The sequence below is a fragment of the Oleiphilus sp. HI0080 genome (genome assembly GCF_001635135.1).
The window spans coordinates 1-5,947 of the sequence record NZ_LWFU01000953.1 but is presented as its reverse complement, the minus strand read 5'-3'; the positions used below and the strand labels follow the sequence as shown (position 1 = coordinate 5,947).

At 48.3% G+C, this 5,947-nt stretch carries 9 protein-coding genes; all 9 read right to left on the bottom strand.

The genetic code is table 11. From position 1 onward, the window contains the following. A partial coding sequence (gene tolA, locus A3751_RS18520) for a cell envelope integrity protein TolA (protein WP_068458521.1) occupies nucleotides 1-860 on the bottom strand: 860 nt, incomplete at its 3' end. Continuing rightward, a complete protein-coding gene (gene tolR / locus A3751_RS18515; protein ID WP_231871825.1) occupies nucleotides 857-1,249 on the bottom strand; it encodes a protein TolR in 393 nt (130 codons plus the stop codon). The genes tolA and tolR, both read right to left, overlap by 4 nt. 35 nt (nucleotides 1,250-1,284) lie before the next feature. Then, entirely contained in the window at nucleotides 1,285-1,959 is a 675-nt protein-coding gene (tolQ, locus tag A3751_RS18510) for a protein TolQ (protein WP_068458519.1), read from the bottom strand. 13 nt (nucleotides 1,960-1,972) lie between these two features. Further along, nucleotides 1,973-2,389, bottom strand: coding sequence for a YbgC/FadM family acyl-CoA thioesterase (locus A3751_RS18505; protein WP_197466494.1), 417 nt, complete (start codon nucleotides 2,387-2,389; stop codon nucleotides 1,973-1,975). Further along, on the bottom strand, nucleotides 2,389-3,423 hold the full coding sequence (gene ruvB, locus A3751_RS18500; RefSeq protein ID WP_068458517.1) for a Holliday junction branch migration DNA helicase RuvB: 1,035 nt from the start codon (nucleotides 3,421-3,423) through the stop codon (nucleotides 2,389-2,391). Before ruvB ends, A3751_RS18505 begins: the two co-directional genes overlap by 1 nt. Before the next feature lie 124 nt (nucleotides 3,424-3,547). Then, a complete protein-coding gene (gene ruvA, locus A3751_RS18495) occupies nucleotides 3,548-4,150 on the bottom strand; it encodes a Holliday junction branch migration protein RuvA (RefSeq protein WP_068458516.1) in 603 nt (200 codons plus the stop codon). A gap of 2 nt (nucleotides 4,151-4,152) precedes the next feature. After that, the gene (gene ruvC, locus A3751_RS18490) at nucleotides 4,153-4,671 is read right to left on the bottom strand and encodes a crossover junction endodeoxyribonuclease RuvC (protein WP_068458515.1); all 519 of its coding nucleotides are present in this window, start codon (nucleotides 4,669-4,671) and stop codon (nucleotides 4,153-4,155) included. Between the two features lie 159 nt (nucleotides 4,672-4,830). Continuing rightward, nucleotides 4,831-5,577 carry a YebC/PmpR family DNA-binding transcriptional regulator gene (locus tag A3751_RS18485; protein WP_068458514.1) on the bottom strand — a complete coding sequence of 249 codons (747 nt, stop codon included), beginning with the start codon at nucleotides 5,575-5,577 and terminating at the stop codon, nucleotides 4,831-4,833. 6 nt (nucleotides 5,578-5,583) lie between these two features. Continuing rightward, nucleotides 5,584-5,947: amino acid--tRNA ligase-related protein (locus A3751_RS18480; protein ID WP_304439054.1), on the bottom strand; the 364-nt coding region annotated here is incomplete at its 5' end.

Below are 5,947 nucleotides of genomic sequence, written 5' to 3'. Positions count from 1 at the left end.
ACAGCACTTTCATCAAGCGCAGAGTTACCGCTTGAGTTAATAATCGAAACCTTGGATAACTCTCCTGAAGGAAAAAGCTCGATGCGTAACAAAACGCTAGAACCTCCGCTATTCGGCGGTTTATGCCAGCGCGACTCGATTCGACTTCGAATAATCGACAAATAACGAGCCTTCTCATCAACATCTAACACAGGCTCATCCGTGCGCTCCGCGGCTTTCAGATCCTCTATGCCCTTCAAGCGCTCAGCCAAACGCTGCTCTCGCAGCGTCTGCTCCCTCGCCTCAGCAAGCTGCTTGAGCTTTTCAACTTCTTTTTGCGCCTGCTCTTGCTGTCTAGCTTTTTGCTGACGTTCTTTTTCAGCACTGGCAAGCTTTTCTTTAGCTTGCTGTTCGCGCCGTTTCTTTTCGGCGCGATCCTTTTCAAGTTGCTGTTGCTTTTTTTTGTCTGCTACCAGCTTTTTGCGCTCGGCTTCTTTTTTAGCCGCAGCTTTACGCTTGCGCTCCTCTTCTGCCTTTCTCTTCGCCAAATCTTTCTTTTTTTGCGCTTGTTTCTTCTTTTTTAGATCATCTTGGCGCTTCTTTTCCAAGGCCTCGCGCTCTAATCGCTGCTTTTTCTTGTAGGGCAGTCGATCAACCTCTTCGGCAGTCAGCACACGCGCCTCAATGCTCTGAGGAATGACGTATGTTTTGACCGCTTCAGTGCTGCTCCAAGACCAAGTCATAACAATAACGACAAGCAAGTGCACGCCGACACTCGCTACAAGGTATCGCCTGTGACCTTTTGTGAGGGCCTCCCTCACATATTTGGCCATCCCCAACCATTGGTTAAATCGCTCTGAGCCTGATGGTTTGTTGCTCATGGGTCCTCGGTGATCAAGCCAACACCTTTGGCACCGGCCGCCTGAACCACAGCCATCAGTTCTACAACCACGCCATATTCGACATTTTTGTCACCACGAATCAGCACCGAAAGCGCTGGATTAACCGAAAGCAAATCAGTAACACTATCCACCAATTGGTCTTGAGACAAAGGCGCATCCGAGAGAGAGCTCATCTCCATGTAATAGGCGCCGTTCAAGTCAACGGTAATTATTAGTGGTTCTTGGTTCTGCTCTACAATGACAGGAGCAGATTCCACGTTTGGTAAATCTATTTTGATCCCCTGAGTCAGCATCGGTGCCGTCACCATAAAAATGATCAGCAACACGAGCATGACGTCAATATAAGGTACGACGTTGATGTCGGACATTGGCTTTTTCTTCTGCCTAGCCATCTATCAGACCCTTATTCAGGTTTTTCTGTGGAATAGACATTGCGGTGAAGAATACTTGAAAACTCTTCAACGAATGTTTCATAAGTGCTGTAAAGTCTATCCGCATTCGCGGAAAAACGGTTGTAAGCAACCACCGCCGGTATAGCCGCAAACAGCCCCATTGCCGTCGCGATGAGTGCCTCTGAAATACCTGGGGCCACGGTCGCGAGCGTGGCTTGCTGCTCCTGCGCCAAACCAAGGAACGAATTCATAATGCCCCATACTGTCCCAAACAAACCAATATAAGGACTTGTTGAGCCAACAGTAGCCAGAAATGGCAGGCTGGCATCCAGCCGATCAGACTCTCGCGACAAAGCTACACGCATTGATCGCTGAGTACCTTCCATAATCGCATCGGCATCCATGTCGTTTTTCCGTAAACGATTAAACTCTTTAAAGCCAGATCGAAATATATACTCCAAGCCAGGATGACTTTCAGACTCTCGATATAAGCGGCCCAGATCCATCCCAGACCAGAAGCGCTCCTCAAACTCAGCCTGATCTGCTTTCGCTGCTTTGAAATACGCACTGCGTTGAAAAATCAAATACCAGGAAATAACCGAAGCCGCCAACAGTAATAGCATGACCAACTGGACGAGCACGCTCGCGTCAGCAATCAAACCCCAAACAGATATTTGTTCTTGCAAGATTTTTCCCCTGTTACTTTTCTAAATCGGCCCGCAATGCAGCAGAAAGCGAGGCAGGCATTTTTCTAGGCCGGCCACTCATAAGATCAACACACGCAACTTTCACTTCGCCCTCGACCAAGCGCTTACCCGGCTCCGAGCGACGCTCTACCCACTGATGAACACGAAAGTAACTGTTTCGCAGCTCAAGAGACTGAACACAAACATCCAATTCATCATCCAAATAGGCAGAAGCCCGATATTTCATCGCGAGCTCGGCAACAACGAAACTTATACCGTCATTAAGTGACCGCCTCATTTCAAATCCATAGCTGCGCACAAACTCTGTCCGCGCTCGCTCGAAGAACTTCAGGTAATTTGCATAAAACACAATGCCACCCGCATCGGTATCTTCTAAATAAACCCTCAGAGGAAATCGATATAGCCCCACTACGTCGCCCCACCTTCGACAGGCATCGACAGACCGAAATGAAGCCATGCTTTTTCAGTCGTCACTCTGCCCCGAGGCGTGCGAGTCATGTAGCCTTGCTGAATAAGATAAGGCTCTAAAACATCCTCAATTGTCCCACGCTCTTCACCAATTGCAGCAGCCAGGCTTTCCACCCCTACCGGACCTCCGCCGAAGTTTTCTATCATGGTAAGCAAGAGGCGACGATCCATTCGATCAAACCCAGATTCGTCAACGCTCAGCATATTCAGCGCCCCATCTGCAACCGCTTGGGTGATCCGTCCGTCCCCCTTAACTTCTGCAAAATCCCTGACCCGACGTAACAAGCGATTCGCGATACGAGGAGTACCACGGGAGCGCTTTGCAATTTCTACCGCGCCCTGCTCTTGTATCTCAATGCCAGACAGCCTTGCCGAACGGGTTACAATCGACGACAAATCCGGAATGTTATAAAACTCTAAACGCTGAACGATTCCAAAGCGGTCTCGCAAAGGAGATGTCAAAAGCCCGGCTCTCGTAGTAGCGCCAACGAGCGTAAACGGCGGTAAATCGAGTTTTATTGACCGAGCGGCAGGCCCCTCTCCTATCATGATATCAAGCTGATAATCTTCCATCGCAGGATATAGAACCTCCTCAACATTTGCGCTGAGACGGTGTATTTCATCGATAAAAAGAATATCGCCCTCATCTAGATTTGTTAGTAGAGCGGCCAAGTCCCCCGCTTTCTCTAACACCGGCCCAGATGTAGACAGTATGTTTGACTCAAGCTCATTAGAGAGGATATTTGCAAGTGTGGTTTTGCCTAGCCCGGGAGGGCCAAAAATCAATACATGATCAAGGGCTTCCTGGCGTTTTTTTGCAGCCTCGACAAAAATACTCATCTGCTCTTTGACTACAGGCTGACCCACATAGTCAGATAATAACTTAGGACGGATTGCCCTATCCTGCTGGTCTTCTATATTGCGCCGTCCCTCGGGACTCGGTTGTGCTGAAACAAGCCGATCTGCTTCGATCATCAGATTATTTTACTTAATAATGAATTGATTTTAGTTTAACCCTCTAAAGACCTAGAGAAAGTTAAATATCAGTCAGAAGCTAGAAAGCCAACGGACCTAACTAGCCTGCTTTAACGTCGAACAATTAACTCAACGAACGGAGCGTAGCCTTAATCAGATCCTGCACTGACATACCATCTGCATAATGCTTCTTAACAAGCTTTGCAGCATCGGCAGGCTTATAACCTAACGCGACTAGAGCTGCTTCCGCTTCATCTTCAATACCGCTACTTCCCGCAATTTCAAGCGGTAAAGCAACGTCTGCCGCCAGAACGGCCTCGGGCACAATCTTCAATTTATCTCGCAACTCAATTAACAATCGCTCAGCAGTCTTTTTACCAATACCAGGTAACTTTACCAAAGCACTCACGTCCTCCTGATCGACGCATGACTGAAGATCTCGAGCACTCAGCCCCGAAAGAATTGCAATCCCAAGTTTAGGTCCAACTCCGTTCACTTTGATCAATATTCGAAAAGTATCGCGGTCAAGATTGGAGTTGAATCCATACAACAATTGGGCATCTTCTCTGACAACAAAATGGGTATATAGTTCGACTACCTCTCCCTTTTCCGGCAAATCAAAAGCTGTACTAATCGGCACTTCCAGCTCATAGCATAAGCCATTTACATCAATCAAAGCCTGATGAGTCGTTTTAGCCTCAAGCAAACCTTTTATCTTTCCAATCATAATTAACTCACTCTACCGCGACGACTTTTTGAAGCACCGCTTATTCGAATTAGATTCTGCTGCATATGAGCATGACAAAGTGCGATCGCTAGCGCATCCGCTGCATCAGCCTGAGGATCTGCATTCAAGCCCAGCAGATGTACAACCATATGCTTCACCTGCGCTTTATCGGCCGAACCCTTGCCAACTAACGCCTGCTTAACTTTACGCGCAGCATATTCACTCGCTGGCAAGCCCATTATATTTGCTGCAACAAGCGCCGCTCCGCGGGCCTGACCAAGCTTTAATGCAGAATCTGCATTCCTCGCCATAAAGACGTCCTCGATTGCAAACTCATCGGGGTCATATTGCTGGATCAATTGCGTCACCCCACGATAAATAAGGCCCAACTTATCAGCCAAGGTATCGCCATTAACGCGGATACAACCACTCGCAATATAGGTGCTTTTGCCGGAGCGAAAATCAATCACGCCATAGCCGGTTAAGCGCGAACCTGGGTCAATACCTAAGATGACAGACATATAAATGCTCAACGGGATTTGCTTGGCAGTTTAAAAGCGCAGAAGTGTAAACGCCATTACATAACAGACAGGAGAGACGTCCAACGAAGCTTTTACAAAACAAACACGCACAAAAAAAGGGCTTTCGCCCTTTTAGTTCACTGCAGCCAGACGGAAAGGCTAGTCTAGCTGCACCATTACTTCGTCTGAAATATCTGCATTAGTGTAGACGTTTTGGACATCATCAAGGTCTTCTAGGACATCAATCAAGCGCAAAATTTTCTCCGCGCCGTCGAGATCAAGCTCTGCCTTAGTGGATGCGACCATCGCAATTTCTGATCGCTCGGCTTTCAACCCCTTTGCCAAAAGCGCCTCTTTGACTGATATAAAATCACCTGGAGCGGTAACCACCTCAAACGAACCATCCTCCTGCTCCGCAACATCTTCCGCCCCGGCTTCAAGAGCAGTTTCGAGAAGCAGATCCTCATCAACGCCCGCATCAAAGAGCAGTGAGCCTAGCTTGCTAAAAAGATAAGCTACGGAGCCGTCAGTGCCCAAATTGCCCCCAGCCTTACTGAAAGCATGACGCACTTCAGCCACTGTTCGATTACGATTGTCTGTCATGGCCTCGATTAAAACCGCCACACCACCGGGACCATAGCCTTCGTAGGTAAGCTCATCGTAGTTATCGCCTTCACCCCCGCCAGAGCCACGAGCAATCGCTTTGTCGACGGTGTCGCGCTTCATGTTCGCGCCAAGAGCTTTATCAACGACGGCGCGCAAACGGGGGTTGTCATCGATATTGCCGCCACCATCTTTGGCGGCGACTACCAGCTCTCGAATGATCTTAGTAAATACTTTTCCGCGCTTTGCATCTTGTGCCGCTTTTCGGTGGCGAATATTCGCCCATTTACTATGACCTGCCATAACGAATTATCCCTCTGAGCTTTCCTTCGCCTTCTCTGGAAGATTCAGTTTGATACTCAATTCACGAAGCTGCTTCTTATCCACTTCTCCAGGCGCTTTAGTCAATACATCTGTCGCGCTTTGAGTTTTCGGGAAAGCAATAACCTCGCGAATCGATGTCGCACCTGTCATTAGCATAACTAAGCGATCCAGACCGAAGGCCAAGCCGCCATGCGGCGGACAACCAAACTTCAGCGCGTCGAGCAAGAAGCCGAACTTCTCTCTCTGCTCGTCTGCATCGATTCCCAAAATGTCAAAAACGGTGCTTTGCATCTCGCCATCATGAATACGAATAGATCCACCACCAAGCTCGGTGCCGTTAAGTACCATA

What these genes read in the sequence shown, in the direction of transcription:
- ruvB (WP_068458517.1), bottom strand. Translation starts at nt 3,423, where the DNA reads ATGATCGAAGCAGATCGGCTTGTTTCAGCACAACCGAGTCCCGAGGGA.
- ruvC (WP_068458515.1), bottom strand. Translation starts at nt 4,671, where the DNA reads ATGTCTGTCATCTTAGGTATTGACCCAGGTTCGCGCTTAACCGGCTAT.
- ruvA (WP_068458516.1), bottom strand. Translation starts at nt 4,150, where the DNA reads ATGATTGGAAAGATAAAAGGTTTGCTTGAGGCTAAAACGACTCATCAG.
- tolR (WP_231871825.1), bottom strand. Translation starts at nt 1,249, where the DNA reads ATGTCCGACATCAACGTCGTACCTTATATTGACGTCATGCTCGTGTTG.
- A3751_RS18485 (WP_068458514.1), bottom strand. Translation starts at nt 5,577, where the DNA reads ATGGCAGGTCATAGTAAATGGGCGAATATTCGCCACCGAAAAGCGGCA.